The following is a 24060-nucleotide window of genomic DNA, read 5'->3' on the forward strand; positions in this document are numbered from 1 at the left end:
CTGGAGCACCGTCTTAATGGGAGCCTATATTCTACGGCGTTTGCTTCTGATGATACCGACCCTGTTCGGAGTCCTGCTTGTCTGCTTCGTGATTGTACAGTTCGTCCCCGGCGGTCCGGTCCAGCGCATTATCGGCCAACTCACCGGACAGGGCGGCAACGCGCTTGACCGCATCGGTGGCGGCGGTGCTGATTTTGGTCAGAGCCATGAATCGCTCGGCCTTGGTACGGCCAACTCGAAATATCGCGGCGCTCAAGGCCTCGATCCCGCTTTCATAGCTAGCCTCGAAAAGCAGTTCGGCCTGGACAAGCCGCCGCTCGAGCGGTTCCGTATCCTGGTATGGAACTACCTGCGTTTCGATTTCGGCAACAGCTATTTCCGCGATATCAGCGTCGTGCAGCTCATCAAGGAGAAACTGCCGGTCTCGATATCGCTGGGCCTGTGGATGACACTGATATCCTATGCCATTTCCATTCCGCTCGGCATTCGCAAGGCCATCAAGGACGGTTCTGCCTTCGACGTGTGGACCAGCGCCGTTGTCGTGGTTGGCTATGCGATACCGGGATTCCTCTTCGGCATCATGCTGATCGTGTTTTTTGCCGGCGGCTCATTCTTCGACTGGTTCCCGCTGCGCGGTTTGACGTCCAACAATTTCGCCGAACTCTCGTTCTTCGGCAAGATCGTCGACTATGCCTGGCACATTGCCCTGCCGCTGACGGCCATGCTGCTGTCGGCCTTCGCCACGACGACCCTTCTGACCAAGAATTCGTTCCTCGATGAAATCCGCAAGCAATATGTCACCACGGCGCGGGCCAAGGGCCTGACCGAGCGCAAGATTCTCTATGGACATGTGTTCCGCAACGCCATGCTCATCGTCATTGCCGGTTTTCCCAGCGCCTTCATTTCGATCTTCTTCACCGGTCAGCTGCTGATCGAGGCGATTTTCTCGCTGGATGGACTGGGGTTGCTTGGCTATGAATCGATCATCAACCGCGACTATCCGGTGGTGATCGCCACGGTCTATATTTTCGCCCTTGTCGGCGTCGTCGTCAGTCTCCTGTCTGATCTTCTCTATACATGGATCGACCCGCGTATCGACTTCGAGCGGAGGGACGTCTGATGACCGATACAAGCATTGGCACCCAGCCCTCACCCGTTGCCGTTCGCCGCCCGCGCCTGTCGCCGCTCAATGCCCGGCGCTGGCAGAACTTCAAGGCCAACCGCCGCGGCTGGTGGGCCTTGTGGCTGTTCCTGTTCCTGTTCATTGGATCGCTGTTCGGCGAGTTCATTGCCAACGACCGGCCGATCCTTGTTTCCTACAAGGGGGAGATCCTCTTTCCCGTTCTCGTCGATTATCCGGAGGAGAAGTTCAACGGCTTTTATGCGGTGACCGACTATCGCGATCCCGTGATCCAGGACGAGATCAACGCCAATGGCTGGGCCATCTGGCCGCCGATCCGCTATTCCTACCGCACCGTCAACAACGAGCTTCCCGATACGGCGCCGTCAAAACCGTTCTGGCTCTATACGCCGGAGGAGCGATGTGCCCGCTATCCGCAGGGTGTGAACGACGCCAACTGCACGTTCGGCAACATGAACATTCTGGGCACGGATGATCAGGCGCGCGACGTGTTTGCCCGGGCGCTCTATGGTTTCCGCATTTCCGTGCTGTTCGGGCTGATCCTGACGGCAGCGTCTGCGGTTATCGGGGTCACGGCCGGCGCCATGCAGGGCTATTTCGGCGGCTGGCTCGATCTTCTGGCACAGCGCTTCATTGAAATCTGGTCTTCGGTGCCCACGCTCTACCTTCTCCTGATCATGGCTTCGATCCTGCCGCCCGGCTTCTGGATCCTGCTGTGCATCATGCTGCTGTTCTCGTGGGTGCATTTTGTCGGCATCGTCCGCGCTGAATTCCTGCGGGCCCGCAATTTCGAATATGTGAATGCCGCGCGTGCACTTGGCGTGCGTGACCGGACAATCATGTTCCGTCACCTGCTGCCCAACGCCATGGTGACCACGCTTACCTTCCTGCCCTTCATCCTCAACGGATCGATCACGACGCTCACCTCGCTCGATTTTCTCGGTTTCGGCCTGCCGCCGGGCTCTGCCTCGCTCGGCGAACTCCTGGCCCAGGGCAAGAACAACCTGCAAGCGCCATGGCTTGGCCTGACCGGTTTCGTCGTCATCTCGCTGATGCTGTCGCTGCTAATCTTCGTCGGTGAGGCAACCCGTGACGCATTCGATCCGCGCAAGGCTTTCAAATGAGTGCGTCCCCCCTCCTTTCCGTCCGTGATCTCTCGGTTGCCTTTACCCAGAACGGCCGCCAGTCGATTGCCGTCGATCATATCTCGTTCGACATCGCTCAGGGCGAGACGGTTGCGCTTGTCGGCGAATCCGGTTCCGGGAAGTCGGTCTCGGCCCTGTCGATCCTGAAGCTTCTGCCCTACCCGCCGGCCTCGCACCCCTCCGGCCAGATCCTGTTCAACGGACAGGACCTTCTGGACAGCGACGAGAACGATCTGCGGCGTGTGCGCGGCAACGACATCACCATGATCTTCCAGGAGCCGATGACCTCGCTCAATCCGCTCCATACGATCGAGAAGCAGATTGTCGAAGTTCTTAAACTGCACCAGGGCATGGCTGACAAACCGGCGAGGCAACGCACACTAGCGCTTCTGCACGAAGTGGGCATCCGCGAACCGGAAAAACGCCTCGATGCCTATCCGCACCAGCTCTCCGGCGGCCAGCGTCAGCGTGTGATGATTGCCATGGCGCTCGCCAACAAGCCGAAGCTGCTGATTGCCGATGAGCCGACCACAGCGCTCGATGTGACCGTGCAGGCGCAAATCCTGCAACTGCTTGCCGACCTCAAGAAGGCGCAGGGCATGTCCATGCTGTTCATCACGCATGACCTCGGCATCGTCCGCAAGATTGCCGATCGCGTCTGCGTCATGACCAAGGGTAAAATCGTCGAGACCGGTCCTACCAGGCAGATTTTCGACAATCCGCAGCATGAATATACGCGCCATCTGCTTGCCGCCGAACCAAAAGGCAATCCCCCCTCCGCTGATCTGTCCGCCGCGCCCGTCATGCGCGGCGAGCAGGTGAAGGTCTGGTTCCCGATCAAGCAGGGTTTCCTGCGACGGACTGTCGATCATGTGAAGGCGGTCGATGGAATCGATGTGACCATCCGCGCCGGACAGACGCTTGGCGTTGTCGGCGAATCCGGCTCGGGCAAAACCACGCTCGGGCTTGCGTTGTCGCGCATGATTTCCTCTCAGGGCGTCATCCGCTTCGGCGAGAAGGACATCAACCAGTTCTCCTTCAAGCAGATGCGGCCGCTGCGCCGCGAGCTGCAGATCGTGTTCCAGGACCCGTTCGGTTCGCTGTCGCCGCGCATGTCGATTGCCGATATCGTGGCCGAGGGCCTTGCCGTGCACGAGCCGAAACTGTCGGCAGACGAGCGGGATGCACGCGTCGTTGCCGCACTGAAGGAGGTCAATCTCGATCCGGAGAACCGCTTCCGCTATCCGCATGAATTTTCCGGCGGCCAGCGCCAGCGCATTGCCATTGCCCGGGCCATGGTGCTCAACCCGCGCTTCGTCATGCTGGACGAGCCGACCTCGGCGCTCGACATGAGCGTGCAGGCACAGGTGGTCGACCTCTTGCGCGGATTGCAGCAAAAGCACAATCTGGCCTATCTTTTCATCAGCCATGATCTCAAGGTGGTGAAAGCGCTGGCCAATGACGTGCTTGTCATGCGCAATGGCAAAGCGGTTGAATATGGCCCGTCGGAGGAGATCTTCGCCAATCCGAAGAGCGATTATACAAAAGCACTGATGGCAGCGGCCTTCAGGATAGAAACGGCGGAACAGGGAGCAGTAAGCGAATGACCGGGACAAGCGACACGATTTTTCTGGCTGTAACGGGATGGGACCCGGAGGTCTGGCTATCGGAGTTTGCCAAGAACGCCCCGCAGCGCAAACTTGTCCTGAACACCGATACGGACAAGGAAAAGGTTCGCTACGCACTGGTATGGAAACAGCGCCCCGGTTCCCTCGCGGACCTGCCGAACCTCGAAGTCATTTTCTCATTGGGCGCAGGTGTCGATCACGTCTTCCATGATGACAAGATTCCCGATGTGCCTATCGTGCGCATCGTATCCCCTGATCTGACGATGCGCATGACGGAATATGTGGTCTGGCAGGTGCTGGATCACCACCGCCTCGGCCTGCGCTACCGGCAGCAGCAGGCCGGCAAGGTCTGGCATGAGGACCGGCGCCAGCCGGCGGCGCATGAGGTCAATGTCGGCATACTCGGCATGGGCGTGCTTGGCCGGGATGCGGCCTCGAAACTGCGAATGCTGGGATTCAAGGTCAGCGGCTGGAGCCGCCGTCCCCAGAGTGTCGAAGGCGTGACCAGCCATTTCGGCAATGATGGCCTGAAGGATTTCCTGAAGGATGCGGATATCATCGTTTCGTTGCTGCCGCTCACACCGGAGACCAAGGGTATCCTGTCGATGAGCCTTTTTGCCCAGATGAAGGCGGATGGGCCGCTCGGCGCGCCGATTCTCATCAATGCCGGTCGCGGCGGGCTGCAGAACGAGGCGGATATCCTGGCCGCGCTGGAACGTGGCATGTTGTCGGCTGTCACGCTTGATGTGTTCAACAGGGAACCCCTGCCGAAAGACAGCCCGTTATGGACGCATCCGCAGGTCATCATCACCCCGCATGCGGCCGCAAGCTCCAGCCCGTCGGCGCTGGTTCCGGAGATTGTCGCCCAGATCGAATCCTTCGAGCGCGGCGAGCCGCTTAAAAATATTGTCGACCGGAAAGCCCAGTATTAGAAAAATTTGGCTTTGACAGCCCAGAACCTTCGGATAGATTGCCCGCGCAAGTGTTCTCAGGGCGGGGTGCAATTCCCCACCGGCGGTAATCACTGGGTGTCGAAAGATGTCAGGTGCGAGCCCGCGAGCGCTTTCCGGTTTGCCGGAAAGGTCAGCAGATTTCGGTGCAATTCCGAAGCCGACGGTATAGTCCGGATGAAAGAGAACAACTGAAAGCAAGGGCTGCCTTTCCGGCAGTCCCTGACCGTTTTTGGTTGTGCCCTGATTCACGTCAACTCTTGAGGAGACCGACATGGATCAGTTCCAGAATAACAATACCCCACATTTCGCCCCGCGCATCGCCTTCATCCAGGCGCGATGGCATGCGGAAATCGTTGACCAGTGCCGTATCGGTTTTGAAGGCGAACTCAAAAGCCAGGGTGTCACTGCCGGTCGGTTTGACGTCTATGACGTGCCGGGATCGTTCGACATTCCCCTGCTGGCCAAGAAGCTCGCCGAAACCGGCCAGTACGACGCGATTGTCGCAACAGGTCTCGTCGTCGATGGCGGCATTTACCGGCACGATTTCGTCGCCGGAACTGTGGTCAATGCGCTTCTCACCGCCCAGATGGAAACCGGTGTTCCCATGCTGTCAGCCGTGCTGACACCGCATCATTTCCAGGAAACCGCCCAGCATATCGACTTCTTCACCGGGCATTTCCTGGTCAAAGGACAGGAAGCGGCGCGCGCCTGCCTGCAGATCATCCGCACATTCCAGCACGTGGCTGAGCTATCGGCGGCATAAGACGCAAGCGGAGAGCTTGTGGTTATCCCCCTCTGGCCCGCCAGAGGGGGTGAAATCAGAGCCGCCGTACCGCTGTCGGCTTGCCATAGAGATAGGCAATGCGTTCGATGGCATCGTGCAGAGGCTCAAGTGTCACGCTCATCGTATGACCGCTCGCGTGCAGCAGCATGGAATGGCTGGCCATCATCGCGGCATGGCCCTTCCAGAAAACAAAATCACCGCGCTTCAGATTGTTGTAATTTGCATCCGGCTCGATCGCATCGCCGATCGTATCAGCCTGCATGTCGGAGTCGCGCAAAACGGACTGGCCGGTCATCAGCAGTGACAACTGGACCAGACCGGAGCAATCAATTCCGAAACCGGACACGCCGCCCCACAGATAAGGCGTGTGCATCAGGGTCTCGGCAACCGCCACGTGATCGTCGGTGACTTCATTGATCGGAACGAGATGCTTGGCAATGATGGCCTCGCCGCTTGGCAGGATGCCGTAGAGCGTTCCACGGCGTTCCTCGCCGCCCTTTATCGTGACGAGCGATCCCATGGACAGTGCATTGGTTGGCGGGAACTTCAGGTCAGATCCCGGATAGACAAATGTGCGCGGCGCAATGACGATATGCGTCGGCTCGTCATAGCGCTTGTCCAGCGCCGTATCGACGACATAGCCGACATATCCGTCCCGTTCGTTCTGGACCCAGCACCAGCCATTGCTGTCTTCGAACACCAGGACGTCATCGCCGAACAGCAACTGCGTGGTCACACCCGCATCGCCGCGTGCTGCGCCACGCACATCAACGACCGGATCGGCAATGCGCATGGGCTTGCCTTCCACGAAGTGTTCCGCCTCTACCTGCCCACGCAGGCTTTCGTCCGCCAGATCGGGACGGAACGCGTTCAACCGTTTATCCAATGTCACAGGGGTAATCCTCTTGCCTTGGCGATGACGAGATCGCCGAGCTTTTCAACATAGAGCGCACCTTTTACCGTTCTCTTGACGAGAACGTTGCGCTTGTCTTTTTCATCACGGTGCCGGTCCACCAATCCATAACCACCCATTGTATCCAGCGCGCGGGTAATCACCGGCTTCGTCACCTTGAGCTTGGCAGCCATACCACGAATCGTGTGCGGCGGCGGCTCCAGATAAACCGTCAGCAGCACCGCCAATTGCCGCATCGTCAGGTCATGCGCGTCATCCCGCACTTCGGAGACGGCAATTTCCTTCCACAATGTCAGCGCCTGAAACGGCTTCAACTCAATCTGCATGAACGGCTTCCGAGATCATTTCGGTTCCGTATCATTTTATTCCTCGCGGTGCGAAGTGCAAGCCGTCATAATCGGTCGGCGGCTTCTTAGCCGGGCGCAGGTGTATCCGACAGCATTCGATAAATTTGCCGCCGGACGCAGACTGACGAATCTCCGTTATTTCCCAGTGGGAAAACGCGCCTTCAACACATGGTAAAGCGCCCTGATGGCCTGCGCTTCCCCGCCAACGGGAGAATGCGGCTTCTCCACCGGGTTCCAGCCATAGATATCGAAATGACCCCAGATTCTGGTCTTCTCGACAAAGCGCTTCAGGAACAGCGCCGCTGTCACCGATCCGGCAAAGCCATCGGTCGTCACATTGTTGATGTCGGCCACGCGGGATGAAAGCCTTGCTTCGTAGGGCTGCCACAACGGCATGCGCCAGACGGGATCGGCCACGGCTTCGGACGCCTTGGCCACATCAGCCGCAAAGCTCTCATCGGTCGCATAAAAGGGCGGCACATCCGGACCAAGTGCAACACGCGCTGCGCCCGTCAGTGTCGCCATGTCGATCAGGATTTCCGGCTCTTCCTCATCGGCCAATGCCAGTGCGTCGGCGAGGACGAGGCGTCCCTCCGCATCGGTATTGCCGATCTCGACGGTGATGCCCTTGCGGCTCGTCAGAATATCGCTCGGACGGAAGGCGTTGGCCGAGATGGAGTTCTCCACCGCGGGAATGAGGACGCGCAAGCGGACCGGCAGTTTCGCATCCATGATGATGCTCGCAAGGGCCAGCACGTTGGCGGCACCGCCCATGTCCTTCTTCATCAGAAGCATGCTGCTGGCGGGCTTGATATCAAGACCGCCGGTATCGAAGCAGACGCCCTTGCCCACCAGGGTAACCTTCGGAGCATCCTTCTTGCCCCATTCCAGATCGATCAGTCTCGGCTCCTCGCTTCCGGCGCGGCCGACGGCATGGATCATCGGAAAATTCTTCTTGAGCAGCGCATCGCCCTTGATCACGCTGACAGACGCCTTGTGCTCATCGCCGACCTTGCGCACGGCAGCTTCCAGCGCCTCGGGGCCCATATCGTTGGTCGGCGTATTGATGAGGTCACGCGCGAGCGTCACCGCCCTCGCCTGCCGCTTCACATCGGCCTTATCAGCGCCTTCCGGCAGCATCAGCGCGATCTCCGCATCATCCTTCTTCGTGTACCGGGTGAACTTGTAACCACCGAGCAGGAAACCGAGAGCGGCCAGATCAGGCGCGCTGACAGGGCCTGCCAGATGCCAGGCGCCCTTCGGCAAAGCCTGCGCGAGTTTGCCTGCCGCCAGAGGATTGTCATCCTTGCCGGTCCCAAGCAATGCGCCGGCGATCTGACCGTTTTCGCCGGGAACAATGAGCAGCCGGCCGGCCTGCCCTTCGAACCCGTTTGCCCTGGCCCAGGCAAGTGCTGCCGGATCAAGTCCAAGCGCTTCCAGCCCGCCCTTCGCCACGAACCAGACAGGCTTGCTATCCGATGATTTTTGTTTGGTGATTTCGGCAGGCATGATCGTTTGCTCCTGGTGTCAATTTTCTGCTTTTGCGCCGGCAAAGGCGGCGTCATTAACGGTCCGTTAGGGTTAACAGAATATTTCTTTCACATGGGATTGGTTAACGCACCAATGGATGTGCGCTGGGATCTGACGGGGCAAACTATGACAAGCGCAGGGATTATTCAACGCAACCGCAGGCTCATTTTTTCCGTAACCGTGGCTGCCTTTGCGATGAGCATTTCCGGTTGCGCCACCACCGACAAGACAACCACCGGCTCCATTGCGCCAGCGGCATCGACAGCAAGTCCCACCGGCAATTTTGATCATATGAACGCCCAGCAGCTTGCGCAGGCCTCCACTAGCCTGGGAGCGCGGTATCAAAGCAACCCGAAAGACAAAGCCACAGCCATGAGTTTTGCTGCGGTGCTGCGCATGATGGGGCGAAACGATCAGGCGCTTGCAGTCATGCGCAGCCTTGCTATCGCCTATCCGAAGGACCGCGAGGTTCTGGCCGCTTACGGCAAGGCATTGGCAAGCAGCGGTGAATTCGAAGCGGCGCTTGACGCAGTTCGCCGCGCCCAGACGCCTGAATATCCGGATTGGAAACTGCTTTCCGCTGAAGCTGCGATCCTCGACCAGCTTGGCAAAACCGGCGAAGCCCGTGACATCTACAAGCAGGCCATGGACCTCAATCCGAACGAGGCATCGCTGCTATCCAATCTCGGAATGTCGTATGTGCTGTCAGGCGAATTGAATACAGCCGAAACCTACATGCGCAGGGCGGTTAACGCACAGGGTGCCGACAGCCGCGTCCGGCAGAATCTGGCGCTCGTGGTCGGACTTCAAGGACGGTTTCCCGAAGCGGAAACGATTGCGAAGCAGGAGCTTTCGCCGCAACAGGCGGAAGCCAACGTCAAATATCTGCGGTCCATGCTCGCCCAGCAGAACTCCTGGACGATGCTCAAAGACAAGAAGAAGCCCAACAGCTGACAAAGCAGGAAAAAGGCCGCTTGGATCAGACGGCCTTTTCTCTCGGGCTGCGGGCAGGCCTCAATCTTATTTGATCTTATTTAAGGGCCGTCCCGAAGAGCCCGCCCTGCGCCGAGACCTGGATCACAGCGGGCCCGAGAATAACGGCAAAAAGCACGGGCAGAAGAAACAGGATCATCGGAACCGTCAGTTTGGGCGGCAGGGCTGCCGCCTTCTTTTCCGCCGCGTTCAGCCTGGCTTCGCGGCTTTCATCAGACAAGACACGCAATGCGCCACCAATGGACGTACCATAGCGCTCCGACTGCGTCAGTGCCTGAACCACGGCCTTGACCGACTCAAGCCCCGTCCGCATGGCAAGGTTTTCGTAGGCCTGCCGCCGCTCGGGCAGGAAGGACAATTCGGCGTTCGTCAGGACGAACTCTTCCGCCAGGGCGGTCGACTGGACTCCGATCTCCTCTGAGACTTTCTTGAAGGCAGCTTCGATGGACATACCGGATTCAACGCAGATCAGCATGAGATCGAGCGAGTCCGGCCACGCCATCTGGATCGAGTGTTTGCGCTTGCTGCCTGCATTGCTCACATAAAGATTGGGCGCGTAAAAGCCGGCATAACCACCGATGAGACAGACGAGTATTCGGACCATCGTCGGGTATTGGATCAGGCCATTCATACCGAACACCCAAAAGGCAGTCAGGCTGAGTGTCAGGAATGGCAGACCGAAGCGCGCCGCCAAGAACAGATTCAAAGCATTCTGTCCGCGAAACCCGGCCGTTCGCAGGGATGCCAGTGTTTTTTCATCGGCAAGCGCCCGCTGCAGGTCCAGCTTTTCCACGAACTGGCGAACGCCCTGCCTCTGCACCATGCGCAGGCTACCCTGCGACGCGGCCTTGTGGCGGCTGATACTTTCCGTGGCAAGGCGGGTTCGATCCTTGGCGCGCAACTGGTCACGCTCCAGTGCGACGGATTTCATCCGCGTCTTCAACACGGAAGTGCGAAGCTTTGGCAGGAAAACCGTTACCACCGTTGCAAAGGCTGAGATTGCAACAAGGGCGGTCCGGACCGTATCCGGATTGTCCTGCACGGCTTTGAGAAGGGAAGAGAACACCGCGCTTACTCCGCTCAGAACTTGAAGTTGATCATTTTGCGCATCACGGCGATGCCAATGGACATCCATATCCCGGCACATATTATGATCATGTTGCCCATATCGGTTGTGAACAGAACCATGATGTAGTGAGGACTGGACAAGTAGACGAGGCATGCAACCACGAAAGGCAAGGCGCCGATGATATAGGCGGACGCTTTGGCTTCCATCGACAGGGCCTGAACCTTTGCCTTCATTTTCTTCCGATCCCGCAGCACTCTGGAAAGATTGCCAAGTGCTTCCGACAAGTTACCGCCTGCCTGTGATTGAATCTGAATGACGATGCCGAAGAAGCTTGCTTCCGGACAGGGCATGTATTCCGACATCCGCATGGCCGCCTCCGGAATACTCACCCCAACCTGTTGCATATCCACAATCCGGCGAAACTCGGTGCGAACCGGTTCATGGGCTTCCTGCGCGATCAATCGAATACCGTCATTGAGTGGCAGACCGGATCGGATGGCGCGAACAATGACATCGATGGAATTGGGAAATTCATGCAGGAAAGCCGCCACGCGCCGCCGCCGCCTGAAATAGACGAATGCGCGCGGCAACCCCAAGGCACCGATCAGGAAAAAGCCTGGCGCCAGATAAAGCGGGGCGCCGAAGAACGTGCGGAGCACAACCAGCAGCAACCCGACGATGCCCGAATAGATGTAGAACCGCTTTACGGTCACCTTCATGCCCGCTTGTTGCAGCAGCATTTTCAGCGGCGGAGACTTGATGTTCTTGTCACGCAGTTTTTGCCGCTGGTCGATATCGTTCAGCGTGTCCTGTACCGACTTGCGGCGCCTTGTTGCTTCAACCTGCTTGTCTCTGGCTGTTGATTTGCTCAAACCGTCGATCGCGGCCAGCTTGACCGATTTCAGCCGTTCATCTGACTTTTTCTGCTGTTCAATGTTGTCGAAAACGAAGAAATAGGCGAGCGCCGCAACCGCAGTCGTTGCGAGCAACACGAAGGTGAGTTGTTCAAGATCAAGCCCGAACATGATGGGTCTCCCGCCGTGCGGTGTGCATCATGACTGCAATTCCATTGTATCGATGGCTTTGGCGAGCCTGTGCTCCTCATTGTAGTAACGGGCACGATCCCAGAATTTCGGCCGGCTTATGCCAGTCGAGACATGTTTTCCAATGAGCCGGCCATTCGCATCTTCGCCCTCGATATCGTAAAGCATGAGGTCCTGCGTGATGATGACATCCCCTTCCATGCCGACAACTTCGGTCACATGCGTGATGCGGCGCGAACCGTCGCGCAGACGGGCGGCCTGAATGATGACATCGACAGAACCGACAATGATCTCCCGCACCGTGCGCTGAGGCAGGGCAAATCCGCCCATGGCGATCATGGATTCCATGCGGTTGAGGCATTCCCGCGGGCTGTTGGCGTGGATGGTGCCCATCGACCCGTCATGACCGGTGTTCATGGCCGACAGAAGGTCGAACACCTCCGGTCCGCGGACTTCACCGACGATGATCCGTTCAGGACGCATGCGCAGGCAATTCTTGACCAGGTCACGCATGGTGATCTCACCTTCCCCCTCCAGATTGGCAGGGCGCGTTTCAAGACGCACCACATGCGGCTGCTGGAGCTGAAGCTCGGCCGAATCCTCGCAGGTAATAATGCGCTCATCCCGGTCGATATAATTCGTCAGGCAGTTCAAAAGCGTGGTCTTGCCCGAGCCCGTGCCACCGGAAATAACAATATTGCAGCGCACGCGTCCGATAATCTGAAGCAGTTCGGCACCGGGTGGCGAGATCGCTCCCAGGCGCACCAACTGATCAAGGGTCAGTTTGTCTTTCTTGAACTTGCGGATTGTGAGAACCGGTCCATCGAGTGCAAGAGGCGGCGCAATGACATTCACGCGCGAGCCATCCGGAAGACGCGCATCGCATATGGGGCTGGATTCATCGACGCGGCGACCAACCTGGCTGACAATGCGTTGGCAGATGTTCAGCAGTTGCTGGTTGTCGCGAAAACGGACCCCCGATTCCTGGACCTTGCCAAGGACTTCAATGTAGGTTTTGCGCGCCCCGTTGACCATGATGTCGGCGATATCGTCACGGGCAAGCAAGGGCTCCAGCGGACCATAGCCGAGAACATCATTGCAGATATCGTCGAGCAATTCTTCCTGCTCGGCAATCGACATGGCAAAATTCTTGATGGCGATGATATCGTTGACGATATCGCGAATTTCCTCACGCGCCACATCCGGATCGAGTTTGGACAGCTGGGAGAGATCGATCGTATCGATCAGGGCCGTAAAAACCTGCGATTTTGTATCGTAGTAGCTCTCGTTCTTTTCGCGCTGTGGTGCGGCCGGCTTTGGCGGCTGCTCGACAACCGCCAAACGCTTTACCTCAGCAATATCCCGAGGGAGCTTTGCCGGTTCCGCGGCGAGCGAGGCATGATTCGTGGGCAACGCCGTCTCAAGCGCAAGCGCCCGGAACTCCTGGACCGGGCGGCCTTCCCCCGTACTTCCGCGTTTGCCGAACATGGGTCTATTCCTTCAGTCTCATTTCTTGCGCTTCAGCTTGGACAAGACCGTGGAAAGCACCGGCTTCTTCTTGGCCTTCAGCTCCAACCGTCCCGTCAGGATGTGGGCAATCTCATTGATGTTCTGGACAATTGCATTGGACGAATCGGTCTCCGCAAGCATCCGCCCATTGTTTGACGCGTTCCCGAACAATGCGGGTTCGAAAGGGATCACGCCGATCGGCGCAATCCCCAGCGGGCTGCAGAAATCTGCGGGTGCGATTTCCGGCCGTTTGGGAATGCCGACCTGATTGAGAATGAGGCGCGGCGGCCCGTCATTGGGGCGAAGCTGTTTCAACGTGTCCAGCAGGTTCTTTGTGTTGCGCAAATTGGCCAGTTCCGGCGACGCTACAATCACGATCTCGTCCGCACGCGCCAGGGTTGTGCGGGTCCAGCCGTTCCACGTGTGCGGAATATCCAGAATCACGTGCGGAACGGACCTTTGGGCCACATCAATCAGATGGGCAAAGGAATCCTCGCGGAAATCGAAGACGCGATCGAGGGTCGACGGCGCTGCAAGCAGTGACAGGTTTTCGGCGCATTGCGCCAGGAGCCGGTCGAGGTAAACATCATCGATGCGTTCGGGCGAGAATACTGCTTCCGCTATGCCTTGCGGCGGGTCCTGGTCAAAATTGATGTTGGCGGTGCCGTAAGGCAGATCCATATCGGCGATGACCACCTCGTTCTTGAACAGCGAGGAAATGCACCAAGCGATATTATGCGCCATTGTCGAGGCGCCGACACCGCCCTTGGCGCCGATGAATGCGATGGAGCTTCCCAGCGGCTTTGCGTCGGGATCAACAAAGAGACCGCCAATCACACCAATGATATCGGCCAGATTGACCGGCGCGACCATATATTCAGAAATGCCATTGCGGATCAGCTCGCGGTAAAGCCAAACATCGTTGTAATGTCCGATGACCACCACCTTGGTGCTTGGATCGCAAACCTCCGACAGGGCAGCGAGTTGTTCCAGCATGTCACGCGGGGCAGCCGATGATTCCAGAACGATCAGATTGGGTGTTGGCACGGTCTGAAAGAGTTCGACAGCCGTTGCTGTTCCGCCCATGTGAAGTTGTGCGTGGGTCTTCGCCATGCGGCGATCTTCGCTTGCACGCGATATCTGCTGCGCAACAGCGTCGCTTTCGCAAAATGCCTGTATCGAGATCCGGGGAATTGGCCGGAAGGCGTGCAGCCCCGTACCGGCCGGCCGGCCCTCGGCATCCCCGAATTGATTGTCTGTTTCAAAGGCCAGCTGGCTCATTTTAGCATTCCGCGTTTTGTCGAAAGGTCTGTTTCAGCACCTAGTATTGTACTTCCTGCGTGACGATCGGGGCCGGCTGTGTGGCATTTCTGTACGCATCGATAACCTTGCCGCGACGCTCTGCATCGATTGTCGTCGACGCCCTTGGCCCGAGAAGATCCGCTGGATTGGCTATCTGCGCCGCCAGATTGTTCTGGCTGGCACAGCCAAAGTTCGCATAGTGCTTGTTATCCGCTGTTTCGAGGAGATCCTTGGGCCACTGACCGCAAGGCCCGGTCGAGGCCGTCATTGCCGAGTAGGATAGGCGGATCGGCGCCGAATCAGCCGGGTCAGCCCGATACCGCTCGCTGGAAATATTGAACGGTTTTACCCCGCTCCTGCGCAACACAGCGACAATGTCATCGCGCAGGCGGCTCGCCGCGTGCTCGTTCGGCGTACCCGACGGCAGAAGTATGTGAATGACGCCCGAACCGTTGGCGTGATAATTGGTCAGAACATTCTGAACGATGCTGCGCTGGGTGATCGACAGCCTGTTGTCGGCATGGCCGACCGGAATATCGGCAACCTGCTCTTTTTCTGAGATGACAATGGGATGATTGGTCCGGTAATCGTCCGGGATGCTGCCGACGGTCGTACCGCGATCCGCACATCCCGCAAGCAGAGCAACAGCGAGAAGCGCAAGCACCGGTTTCATCGGTTTCAATTTCCTCAGGGCTGACATGGCAGGGTCCTTGCTCATTTGTAGATGTATCCGACAACACCCTCATACCGGCCGGTGGGCGGGGTGGCAGCTTTTGTCCCATAGACCCGGTTGACTTTTCCGAGGAACATCCCGGCCGCATCGCTGGCAAGATTGAGATTATCGTCGGGCCGGGCAAGGGCGCTACGGGCAACCGGCCGCACCAGATAGGGTGTGACGATGATGACAAGCTCAGTCTCGTTGCGCACGAATTCGCGGCTGCGGAACAGCGTGCCAAGGACGGGTATTTTGGAGAGCCCGGGAAGACCGGAAATAGCCTGTCTCGCATCATCCCGCATCAAGCCGGCAATCATCATGGATCCGCCGGAGGGAAGCTCCACGGTCGTGTCAGCCAGGCGTTTGCGAATGGAAATGACGTTGGTCGAAGGCTTTGTCTGACCGATACTCAGAGAAACCGACCCTTCCATGGTTGGTTCTGATACGGACGTACGCACTTTGAGACTGATACGCCCCGGAGAAAGAACCACGGGCACAAATTCAAGGCCGATGCCGTAATCGATCTTTCCAATGTTGTACGTGATTTTTCCCTTGTCATCGACATCGGAGCCATTGATCATGTTATATTCGCCGCCCACGCGGAACGTGGCTTTTTCACCCGAAATCGCCGTCAGCGTCGGTTCGGCGAGGGTTTTCATCACACCGGCCAGTTCCATGGCGTTGATATAGGAGTCGATCGTCGCACTGCCGATCGATATGGGAATGCTTGCGCCTGAACTGCTTAGCCCCTTGCCGACAAGGGAAGCCAAATTCTCCGAGCCGAACAGAATGCCGTCGGATTTCGTGGATCCGACCATGTTGACGCCCAGCTGCTTCATCACGGAACGGCTGACTTCCGCAACCGTGACCTTGAGCGTCACCTGATCTTCACCGGCAATCTGGATAAGGTTGACGATCTTGCTCTTCTGCCGCGCTTCGTTCTGGTCACCAATGATAACGCTGCTACTGCCATTGCCGCCGGCAGTGGCGGTCTGTTGATACTGGCCCGTGGTGGCTTCACCGCCGGTGACCAACAGGGTTGCCAGATCCGTGGCCCGCTTGGCATCGAGCGGCGTCTGCACCGTACCTGTCAGGATGACGTTGTCATTCAAGAGTTCGACCTTGATATCGGAATCCGGAATGTACTTCTTGAGACTGCCCTCAAGCCCGGCAACATCACGCTCGATTACCAGATCGAAACTGGCCAGCTGTTCGCCATTCGGTCCAAAAACGAAAACATTGGTCTGGCCGACCTGTTTTCCGAATAGATAAATACGGCGGGCCGTGCGGGTCACGGCATCAGCCACCGTCGGATTGGCGACAAGGATGTCGTAGGCGTCTGCCGGAAGATCGACCACCAATGACTTGTTGAGCGCAAGACTGATCCGCTTTGGCGCGCCTTGCCCCTGATTCAACTTGACCACATTGCTCTGCGCCACGGCGGCGGTCTGGATTGGCAAGGGAGCGATGCAGCAGCCGACTGCGACAAGTCCGGCTTTCCAAAACCGATGCGCGCGATTGCCAGATCTACCCATTCTGAAAATTGCTCCGAAACCCATTTTATTTGCGCCCCAATATTTCAGTGACAGTCCCGGATTTGATCAGCTTGACGTTCCCGGCCCGGCCGGGTGAATTGACGAGATATTCCGCACCCGGCCCCGTCGGCTCCTGTGCATCCTGCAAGGACCGCAGGACCAATGTCATGCGGCTCGCCATTTGCTGGGCCACAGCCAATATCTCCGCTTGCTGCGGCGTCAGCTCGAGCGTTGCCGTGGAACCGACCTTGTTTTTCTGGCCTGTTTCGTCTTCCTGGATTGTCTGGTCGATGGCGAGAACCCGGACATTGCTCAGGATCGTCTCTGTCGCGAACTGCTTCTGCTCTCCATCGATCTGCCGGATCATGATCACGTCGACATAATCATTGGGCAGGATGAAACCGCCGGCCGACGTATCCGCGGCAATCTGCGTTGCCACGGCGCGCATTCCGGAAGGCAATTGCGCGGACATGAAACTCTGGCCCTTGCCGATCAGTTTTGCTTCCCGAATGGGTTCTCCCGGAAATATCTGCAGCCGGACGGTGGAACCGCGCAATTCTTCCTCGGCGTTGGGCCGTTCCGAGCGCTTGATGTAGCCATCGGCAAGGGCGGACACCGGCCAGGGCTGCCAACGCATCTGGTTTCGCATTTCGGCACCGACGCCGAGCCCATCCGTGGCAACCAGTACATCCTGCAATTCAATCTGTGGCAGGGGAACTGTTTCAACGACAACCGGTGCATCAGGCTTCATATTCGTCGCGATATAGCCAGCCGCACCGGCGGCTGTAATCGCCACGATGAGAATAACAACGCGTGCCTTTTGCATCGATGAACCCCAATAGACTTTTGTCTAATTTACCCAGGGTTGCACCTTGACTTGGCAATCGTGTAATTATGGTTAACAGTTTACTTAAAAGGACAAAAAACGACGCTCACCTGCGTCTGTTTGTGCCGTCTCCCACGAAGCGGCACCGTTTCAATGGCCGATCACCCCTTGGGCGACCGAAAGCCGTCAGGCATGGGCCAACCGGTCTATGACCCAGACGCACATGGGTGAGGATGGAAACATGATGAGACCGGCAGCGCCAAGGGCAACACCGTAGGGAACGCCTTCGTTCTTCTGTGCCAATCGCTGCATGAAATCCAAGCGACCTGAATACACAATGGCAAAGTGCGAGTTCCGATACTTGAGGATGGCCAGGGTAAGCGCGCCGCCGAGCAATGACATCACCAGCAGATAGCCGGCCAGATCCATGTTCCATCCCATCCAGACCGCTGTCGCGGTCATGAGCTTGGCGTCACCACCACCCATCGTTCCCGTGGCAAACAGCAGGAATGTGAAGGCAAGCACGACAGCCCCGGCGACAAAATGCAGTCCGTAGATATCCCAAGGCATCCCGGTCATGGGCGCCAGAACGGCGAAGGCGACAAGCAGAATAAGCGATACACGATTTTGGATCGTCATCGACAAAAGATCCGATGTCCCTGCAAAGGCCATGGCGAAGGGGAAAACGATCAGTATTGCTGCTTCAATCATCGCGCCGTTCCTTCAAACCAAGGGGCAGAGCCATCCCGCATGTCACAATCCCCGCGTGCAAGACCCTCATTTGGTGACATTGCTCACCGTCGTGGCAAAGCCATCATAGGTTGCCTTTACAGCGGTTCCGAGCGTACCGGCGCCAGCAACGATGCCAATGGAGATGATACCGGCAATCAAAGCATATTCTATAGCTGTCGCACCCGACCTGTTCCGGGGAAAACCGGTGAATATATTATCGTCCGACTGAGCGAGGCGCTTTGCATTGAACATCATGATTTCCCCCCGCATGTCTGCAACCGCGCACGGTCGCCAACTCTGTAACGTGATGTCTTGAACAATATCCCCGGCGCATTGCTTTCAGCTTAAGAAAGACCGTTACGAAAGGGTGAAGGAGAACGGTAAAATCCCCCGTTTCGAAAAGCCTTACCGCCGTGCCACCACGGGCAGAGCAGCCGTCACAATTATACTTAATGATAAGTTCACAGGTTTAAGGCTTCCTTCACCAATCATCGGCATCGTTCATTCAACGATTTTGCGAAGGGCACTCCCATGGTTCGATACAACGGCCAACGACGTTTCAGTCAGCATGCTACAATGATCGCACTTATGCTCGCTGCTGCCCTGTCCGGAAGCGTGCAAGCCCATGCTGACACGGGTATCCACGTGGTCATGAACCAGGCAACCGTGCTGAAGCTTGCGCGCCCCGCAGATACGGTTGTCGTTGGCGATCCTGAAATAGCGGACGCAGTTGTCAAGGATTCCCGAACCGTCGTCTTGACGGGGAAAGGCTTCGGCATGACCAATATCGTCATCATGGATGCTGAAGGCGGAGCAATCGTCGATGACCAGGTTCTCGTCAGCCGCAGTGTCGCCAACACTGTGCGCGTCTACCGGCGCGCCTTTGTGCAAACACTCTCCTGTTCTCCCTTTTGCGAGACATCCCAGAAGACGGCAGCGGAGAAGAAGTCGGACGCGGAAATTGGCGGGAACTGACCGGCCTGCCGCGGCGCTTGCATCACAGTTGAGAAAGCGTGAATTCACTCATCACAATTTGCACGTTCCTTCACACGAGATTCTAATATCTGCCTGATAGAGCTTTGTCCGTGGCGGGGAGACGGAGAAGGTCCAGTGATGATGCAGGAAGCTGTCAGAGGTGAAGAACGCGGAAACTCCGATTTGCCGGAAAGCACGCGCTTCGCAAGAAAAAGCTCACTGTTCACAGGTTTTCGCAAAGACAATCGCGGCAGTGTTGCCATTGAATTCGCCCTGATCGCCCTTCCCTTCTTTCTCCTGATCTTTGCCGTTGTCGAAGTTACTCTCAGCTTCACCGCCGAGCAGGTCATGTCGAATACGGTCGATGATATTGCGCGCCAGTTGCGCACCGGGCAATTGAGGACAACGGATGTCAGTGACGCCACAAAATTGAAGGCACTGATTTGTCCCCGCTTGCTCATGGCCGCCACGCCCTGCCCCGATCTGGTGGTCGACCTGCAGACCTATGCGACATTCAAAACCGTCCCCACGACAGTCCCGCTCACATCGAACAATGACGTCGATGTCAGCACCTTGAAAGTCAATCCGGGCGGTGCTGGCACGATCAATCAGCTGCGGATTTTCTATCGCTGGCCCATTCTGACGGATTTGATGAAAACCCGTATCGCAAGCATAAAGAACCAGGGGAAAACCCTGCTGTTCTCCACCGCCACCTGGCAAAATGAACCGTACCTCTGATGCGTCGCCAAACAACCAATCACCTGTTTTCTTCCGCGAAGGCTCCCGCCATGCCGCCATTCAAAAGAATCCGTGAAAAAATGGCCGCTTCCAGGCGCATCCTGGCTGCGTTCGGCAAAGACCGCCGAGGTGTTGCCGCACTGGAATTTGCATTGATTGCGCCGGTGATGATCATGCTTCTTCTCGGGAGCATTGAAATCACCAACGGATTCGACGTGAACAAGAAGCTGGCGCGGGCCGGAGCGATGGTGGGCGATCTGGTGACACAGCAACAATCCATCACAAAGGAAAAGATCGCCGATATCATGGAAATCGGGACTTCCATCCTCTTGCCCTATTGGCGCGACCTGCCGACAATCACCATTACATCCATCAACGTGGACGTAAACGGCAACGCCACGGTTGCGTGGTCGCAGCGCAAACGGGGCCAAACCATCTCAACGCCCTATGCCAAGGGCAGTACCATCACCATCGATCCCAACCTGAAGATTCCCACGTCAAACTTTGTGCGCGTTGAAACGAGCATTGCCTATATTCCGCTCGTTGCCTGGACAATGAAAGACACCGTCAACACGTCCATAGGCACCAGCGGCCCAGGTATCGTCATGGGCAAGATGATCTATGGCCGAATCCGTCAGGGCGCGGACGCGGTAGCCTGCACCAACTGCTGAATAGCCGGAGCCTGCCGTAACAACCGCCTGCGCACATGGTGTTTGTCATCAGCGTCAGTTTCACCTATCTGTGGATTCTGGTTCTGATGGAGTGAGGCATGTCTCGCGCTTTTCTTTTTGTGCTCGATTCTTTTGGTATAGGCGGTGCGCCGGATGCAGCAGCTTTCGGCGATGCAGGTTCAACGACATTCGGCCATATCATGGAAGCCTGCGCCGACGGGCGCGGCGACAAGGACGGCCTGCGCTCCGGCCCGCTCACTCTCCCGCATTTGAGTTCACTGGGCCTTGTTCATGCCGCCAATCTCGCTTCCGGTATCAATATCCCCGCACCGGCCGCCGATCCTGTCGGGCTGTGGGGTGCTGCCGAGGAAGTGTCGAATGGCAAGGACACCCCCTCCGGGCATTGGGAAATTGCCGGTGTACCGGTCACTTTCAATTGGGGTTACTTTCCCAGGACAATCCCGACATTTCCGGACACATTGATTGCCGAAGCTGTGCGGCGCGCCGGCCTGCCGGGCATTCTGGGCAACAAGCATGCCTCCGGCACCGAGGTCATCGAGGAATATGGCGAAGAACATATTCGCAGCGGCAAGCCGATATTCTATACATCCACGGACTCCGTTATCCAGATCGCCGCGCACGAACAACATTTCGGGTTGGACCGGCTCTATGATCTGTGCGTGCTTGTTCGTGAACTGGTCGACCCCCTGAACATCGGCCGGGTCATTGCCCGTCCGTTTGTCGGGGAAACCACGCAAACCTTCGAGCGCACAGGCAACCGGCGCGACTATTCGGTGCCGCCGCCGGAACCCACTTTGCTCGACAGGCTGACGGAGGCGGGCCGTACGGTCATCGCCATCGGCAAGATCGGTGACATCTATGCGCACAAGGGGGTGTCCCAGGTGCGCAAGGCCAACGGCAATATGGCCTTGTTCGATGAAACGCTGATTGCCATGGACGACGCACAGGACGGCGATCTCGTCTTTACCAATTTTGTCGATTTCGACATGCTCTACGGACACCGCCGCGACGTGCCCGGCTATGCCGCCGCGCTTGAGGCCTTTGACCGGCGGCTGCCGGAGGCCATGGCGAAACTGCGACCCGGCGATCTCCTGATCCTGACCGCCGACCATGGCTGCGACCCGACCTTCAGGGGAACGGACCACACGCGTGAACGCGTTCCGGTTCTGTGCTTCGGGCCCGACCTGCCGCATGGATCTGTCGGCATCCGCACGACATTTGCCGATATTGGCGAGACAGTCGCAGCCCATCTTGCCATTGCGCCCGGCCCATACGGAAAAAGCTTCCTGCGGGGCACTGCATCCCATGCCTGAGCTTCCCGAAGTCGAAACCGTCCGCCGCGGATTGCAGCCTTTCATGGAGGGAGCAACCATTGCGCGTGTCGAGCAGCGCAGGGCGGATCTGCGCTTTCCTTTTCCGGACCGGTTTGCCGAACGGCTGACCGGACGCACGATCGACTCGCTCGAGCGCCGTGCGAAATACCTCATCATGCATATGGATGACGGACTGGGTCTGATCAGTCATCTCGGCATGTCCGGCTCCTATCGCATCGAACAGGACGGGGCAGAGACGGCACCGGGTGTCTTCCATCATGACCGGTCAAGAAACACGACCCATGACCATGTGGTGATCCATGTGCAATCAAGAGACGGGATCAGAAGCCGGATCGTCTACAACGATCCGCGCCGTTTCGGCTTCATGCTGTTTGCCGAGCCAGGAGCGCTCAACACCCATAAATTCATACAAGACCTCGGTATCGAGCCAACAGGCAACCGGTTGGACGGCGCATTGCTGGCCAGGCTCTTCGCCGACAGGAATGCGCCGCTGAAGGCAGCCTTGCTCGACCAGAAGCTGATTGCAGGCCTCGGCAACATCTATGTCTGCGAAGCCCTGTGGCGTGCCGAATTATCACCCCGGCGATTGGCCGGATCCATTGCCGGGAAAAGCGGCGATCCGGACCCCATGGCGGATCGGCTTGCCACCTCCATTCGTTCCGTCATCGCCGATGCCATCGCGGCAGGCGGTTCCAGCCTGAAAGACTACCGGCAGGCGGACGGAGAACTCGGTTATTTCCAGCATTCATTTTCTGTCTACGACCGTGAAGGCGAGCCTTGCCCGCGTCCTGCCTGTGATGGCACGATAGCCCGCATCGTCCAAAGCGGGCGTTCGACGTTTTTCTGCCCGATCTGCCAGCATTAGGAGGAGTATCCGGATGGCCTACGAAAACATCATTGTGGAGACGCGTGAGAAAGTTGGTTTCATCCAGCTCAATCGTCCACAGGCGCTCAATGCACTCAACTCCGCCCTGCTCGGCGAACTCAGCGCAGCGCTTGAAGCTTTCGACCGGGACAATGGTATCGGTGCCATCGTCATCACGGGCTCGGAAAAGGCCTTTGCCGCAGGCGCCGACATCAAGGAAATGCAGACACTGGATTTCGCCGATGCCTATCTCGGCGATTATTTCAGCGAGTGGGAGCGGGTCACGCGCCTGCGCAAGCCGCTGATCGCCGCTGTGGCCGGTTATGCGCTGGGCGGCGGCTGCGAGCTCGCCATGATGTGCGATTTCATCATCGCGGCCGATACCGCCAAATTCGGCCAGCCGGAGATCACCCTCGGCGTCATGCCCGGCATGGGCGGCTCACAGCGGCTGACGCGCTTTGTCGGCAAGTCCAAGGCGATGGATCTGTGCCTGACCGGGCGAATGATGGATGCGGCGGAAGCGGAGCGTTGCGGCCTTGTCTCGCGTGTTGTCCCCGCGGGCGAGCTTGTGGAAGAAGCGCTGAAGGCTGCCAAGAAAATCGCGTCCTTCTCGCTGCCTGTCGCCATGATGACCAAGGAAACGGTCAACAGAGCCTATGAAACGACCCTGTCGGAAGGCCTGCGATTCGAACGGCGTGTCTTCCATTCCATGTTTGCGCTGGAAGACCAGAAGGAGGGGATGGCTGCCTTCGCGGAAAAACGCGCGCCGAATTTCAAGAATCGCTGAGGCCGAAATATCCACCGGCAAGGCGACGATTCCAAGTTGACGCAACCGGAAACGTGATCTATAAGCCCGACAACGTTTGGTGGCCCCTCGGCCACCCTATTATTTTGTGACGGCCGCGTTGATGCTGCCGAGTAGCTGACAGAAAAGAGAGGCATCATGGCCAACACTCCTTCGGCCAAGAAAGCGGCGCGTAAGATTGAAGCCCGCACCGAAGTAAACAAATCCCGCCGCTCACGCGTGCGCACCTTCCTTCGCAAGTTCGAAGATGCGGTGGCAAGCGGTGATCAGGCAGCCGCTTCCGTAGCCTTCAAGGCTGTTGAACCGGAAATGATGCGCGCTGCCACGAAGGGTGTCGTGCACAAGAATACGGCATCCCGGAAGGTTTCCCGTCTCGCACAGCGCCTTAAGGGCATGTCTGCCTAATCAGACATAAATAATCTATTTTAAACCCGGCTGGTCCTTAGCCGGGTTTTTTATTTGCCATTTTTTTGGGCATAAATTCGT

25 protein-coding genes and 1 riboswitch are annotated in these 24060 nt (G+C 57.7%); of the genes, 13 read left to right on the forward strand and 12 right to left on the reverse strand.

What is annotated here, in order from left to right; translation table 11 throughout:
* Positions 1-16: 16 nt before the first annotated feature.
* The 5 genes from J1W56_RS04185 (at position 17) to J1W56_RS04205 (ending at position 5630) form a co-directional block, all read left to right on the forward strand.
* Complete coding sequence (locus J1W56_RS04185; protein ID WP_223612000.1) at positions 17-1120, forward strand: microcin C ABC transporter permease YejB; 1104 nt, start codon at positions 17-19, stop codon at positions 1118-1120.
* A complete protein-coding gene (locus J1W56_RS04190; RefSeq protein ID WP_223612002.1) occupies positions 1120-2265 on the forward strand; it encodes an ABC transporter permease in 1146 nt (381 codons plus the stop codon). The genes J1W56_RS04185 and J1W56_RS04190 overlap by 1 nt, the downstream gene beginning before the upstream one ends.
* On the forward strand, positions 2262-3893 hold the full coding sequence (locus J1W56_RS04195) for an ABC transporter ATP-binding protein (protein ID WP_223612003.1): 1632 nt from the start codon (positions 2262-2264) through the stop codon (positions 3891-3893). The genes J1W56_RS04190 and J1W56_RS04195 overlap by 4 nt, the downstream gene beginning before the upstream one ends.
* On the forward strand, positions 3890-4846 hold the full coding sequence (locus J1W56_RS04200; protein ID WP_223612005.1) for a 2-hydroxyacid dehydrogenase: 957 nt from the start codon (positions 3890-3892) through the stop codon (positions 4844-4846). Before J1W56_RS04195 ends, J1W56_RS04200 begins: the two co-directional genes overlap by 4 nt.
* Positions 4847-4894: 48 nt before the next feature.
* Positions 4895-5057, forward strand: a riboswitch (FMN riboswitch).
* Between the two features lie 81 nt (positions 5058-5138).
* Positions 5139-5630: a 6,7-dimethyl-8-ribityllumazine synthase gene (locus J1W56_RS04205; protein WP_223612007.1), complete on the forward strand. Its 492-nt coding sequence runs from the start codon at positions 5139-5141 to the stop codon at positions 5628-5630.
* 55 nt (positions 5631-5685) lie between these two features.
* Here J1W56_RS04205 and J1W56_RS04210 read toward each other — a convergent pair whose 3' ends face one another.
* From J1W56_RS04210 to J1W56_RS04220, 3 genes are all read right to left on the reverse strand, one after another.
* Positions 5686-6552 carry a C40 family peptidase gene (locus tag J1W56_RS04210; protein ID WP_223612405.1) on the reverse strand — a complete coding sequence of 289 codons (867 nt, stop codon included), beginning with the start codon at positions 6550-6552 and terminating at the stop codon, positions 5686-5688.
* A complete protein-coding gene (locus J1W56_RS04215; RefSeq protein WP_105736645.1) occupies positions 6540-6890 on the reverse strand; it encodes a MarR family transcriptional regulator in 351 nt (116 codons plus the stop codon). Before J1W56_RS04215 ends, J1W56_RS04210 begins: the two co-directional genes overlap by 13 nt.
* A 156-nt stretch (positions 6891-7046) precedes the next feature.
* Positions 7047-8420, reverse strand: coding sequence for a leucyl aminopeptidase family protein (locus J1W56_RS04220; protein ID WP_223612008.1), 1374 nt, complete (start codon positions 8418-8420; stop codon positions 7047-7049).
* A gap of 147 nt (positions 8421-8567) precedes the next feature.
* On the opposite strand from J1W56_RS04220, the gene J1W56_RS04225 reads away from it, so the two are divergent.
* A complete protein-coding gene (locus J1W56_RS04225; protein ID WP_223612406.1) occupies positions 8568-9395 on the forward strand; it encodes a tetratricopeptide repeat protein in 828 nt (275 codons plus the stop codon).
* Positions 9396-9471: 76 nt separating this feature from the next.
* On the opposite strand, the gene J1W56_RS04230 is transcribed toward J1W56_RS04225, so the two are convergent.
* From J1W56_RS04230 to J1W56_RS04270, 9 genes are all read right to left on the reverse strand, one after another.
* Positions 9472-10500, reverse strand: a complete 1029-nt coding sequence (locus J1W56_RS04230) for a type II secretion system F family protein (protein WP_223612010.1) — start codon at positions 10498-10500, stop codon at positions 9472-9474.
* 14 nt (positions 10501-10514) lie between these two features.
* Positions 10515-11528: a type II secretion system F family protein gene (locus J1W56_RS04235; RefSeq protein ID WP_223612011.1), complete on the reverse strand. Its 1014-nt coding sequence runs from the start codon at positions 11526-11528 to the stop codon at positions 10515-10517.
* Between the two features lie 27 nt (positions 11529-11555).
* On the reverse strand, positions 11556-13034 hold the full coding sequence (locus J1W56_RS04240; protein ID WP_223612013.1) for a CpaF family protein: 1479 nt from the start codon (positions 13032-13034) through the stop codon (positions 11556-11558).
* An 18-nt stretch (positions 13035-13052) separates the two neighbouring features.
* Complete coding sequence (locus tag J1W56_RS04245) at positions 13053-14336, reverse strand: AAA family ATPase (protein ID WP_223612014.1); 1284 nt, start codon at positions 14334-14336, stop codon at positions 13053-13055.
* A gap of 40 nt (positions 14337-14376) precedes the next feature.
* Positions 14377-15030, reverse strand: a complete 654-nt coding sequence (locus J1W56_RS04250) for a CpaD family pilus assembly protein (RefSeq protein WP_223612015.1) — start codon at positions 15028-15030, stop codon at positions 14377-14379.
* A gap of 41 nt (positions 15031-15071) precedes the next feature.
* On the reverse strand, positions 15072-16607 hold the full coding sequence (locus J1W56_RS04255; RefSeq protein ID WP_223612017.1) for a type II and III secretion system protein family protein: 1536 nt from the start codon (positions 16605-16607) through the stop codon (positions 15072-15074).
* Positions 16608-16632: 25 nt separating this feature from the next.
* On the reverse strand, positions 16633-17433 hold the full coding sequence (cpaB, locus tag J1W56_RS04260) for a Flp pilus assembly protein CpaB (protein ID WP_223612019.1): 801 nt from the start codon (positions 17431-17433) through the stop codon (positions 16633-16635).
* A gap of 186 nt (positions 17434-17619) precedes the next feature.
* Positions 17620-18144, reverse strand: coding sequence for an A24 family peptidase (locus tag J1W56_RS04265; protein WP_223612020.1), 525 nt, complete (start codon positions 18142-18144; stop codon positions 17620-17622).
* Positions 18145-18210: 66 nt separating this feature from the next.
* Positions 18211-18420: a Flp family type IVb pilin gene (locus J1W56_RS04270; protein WP_223612022.1), complete on the reverse strand. Its 210-nt coding sequence runs from the start codon at positions 18418-18420 to the stop codon at positions 18211-18213.
* Between the two features lie 321 nt (positions 18421-18741).
* Here J1W56_RS04270 and J1W56_RS04275 point away from each other — a divergent pair, with 321 nt between their 5' ends.
* From J1W56_RS04275 to rpsT, 7 genes are all read left to right on the forward strand, one after another.
* Positions 18742-19140, forward strand: a complete 399-nt coding sequence (locus J1W56_RS04275; RefSeq protein WP_223612024.1) for a pilus assembly protein N-terminal domain-containing protein — start codon at positions 18742-18744, stop codon at positions 19138-19140.
* 138 nt (positions 19141-19278) lie between these two features.
* Positions 19279-19878 carry a TadE/TadG family type IV pilus assembly protein gene (locus tag J1W56_RS04280; protein ID WP_223612025.1) on the forward strand — a complete coding sequence of 200 codons (600 nt, stop codon included), beginning with the start codon at positions 19279-19281 and terminating at the stop codon, positions 19876-19878.
* Positions 19879-19958: 80 nt separating this feature from the next.
* Positions 19959-20549: a TadE/TadG family type IV pilus assembly protein gene (locus J1W56_RS04285; protein WP_223612027.1), complete on the forward strand. Its 591-nt coding sequence runs from the start codon at positions 19959-19961 to the stop codon at positions 20547-20549.
* Positions 20550-20647: 98 nt separating this feature from the next.
* Positions 20648-21883 (forward strand): phosphopentomutase, encoded by a 1236-nt coding sequence (locus tag J1W56_RS04290; RefSeq protein WP_223612028.1) that lies wholly within the window; start codon positions 20648-20650, stop codon positions 21881-21883.
* Positions 21876-22769: a bifunctional DNA-formamidopyrimidine glycosylase/DNA-(apurinic or apyrimidinic site) lyase gene (gene mutM, locus J1W56_RS04295; RefSeq protein WP_223612030.1), complete on the forward strand. Its 894-nt coding sequence runs from the start codon at positions 21876-21878 to the stop codon at positions 22767-22769. The genes J1W56_RS04290 and mutM overlap by 8 nt, the downstream gene beginning before the upstream one ends.
* A 13-nt stretch (positions 22770-22782) precedes the next feature.
* Positions 22783-23556 (forward strand): enoyl-CoA hydratase, encoded by a 774-nt coding sequence (locus J1W56_RS04300; RefSeq protein ID WP_223612032.1) that lies wholly within the window; start codon positions 22783-22785, stop codon positions 23554-23556.
* A gap of 156 nt (positions 23557-23712) precedes the next feature.
* Positions 23713-23979 carry a 30S ribosomal protein S20 gene (rpsT, locus tag J1W56_RS04305; protein ID WP_105736677.1) on the forward strand — a complete coding sequence of 89 codons (267 nt, stop codon included), beginning with the start codon at positions 23713-23715 and terminating at the stop codon, positions 23977-23979.
* The last annotated feature ends 81 nt before the right edge of the window (positions 23980-24060 follow it).

Source organism: Phyllobacterium calauticae, assembly GCF_019991125.1.
In the GTDB taxonomy this organism is placed as follows: Bacteria; Pseudomonadota; Alphaproteobacteria; order Rhizobiales; family Rhizobiaceae; genus Phyllobacterium; species Phyllobacterium calauticae.